The 316-nt window shown below is 62.3% G+C and carries 1 pseudogene; it reads right to left on the bottom strand.

Annotation, left to right across the window (positions count from 1 at the left end):
- Positions 1-316, bottom strand: a pseudogene (locus ADK67_RS52520) (hypothetical protein); the annotation flags it as partial.

Below are 316 nucleotides of genomic sequence, written 5' to 3'. Positions count from 1 at the left end.
GGCTGGTGGTCGCAGTGGTCGGGCGTTGTCGATGCCTTGGTGGGGGCGGCGGTTGTTGTAGAACTGCTCGTACTGGCGTTGCGCGTGGAGTAGGTGCTGTTGGTTCCGGCTGAGTGGGTGGTCGAAGTGTTCTCGGCGGCCGCTGCGGATCCAGCGTCCTTGATCGCGTTCATCTGCGGGATGTTGTTTTCGCTGAGAACGACCTGGATGTCCGTGACGGCGTGGATCGTGTCGAAGAGGGCAGGGTACTTGCCGTCGCGATCGCGGATGAAGAACCGTAGGGAGCTGCCCGCGTTTTCGAGGTCCATGACGGGGT

It is taken from the genome of Saccharothrix sp. NRRL B-16348 (genome assembly GCF_001280085.1).
GTDB lineage: Bacteria > Actinomycetota > Actinomycetes > Mycobacteriales > Pseudonocardiaceae > Actinosynnema.
The sequence above is the reverse complement of the archived record's forward strand: the minus strand, read 5'-3'. Positions and strand labels throughout refer to the sequence as shown.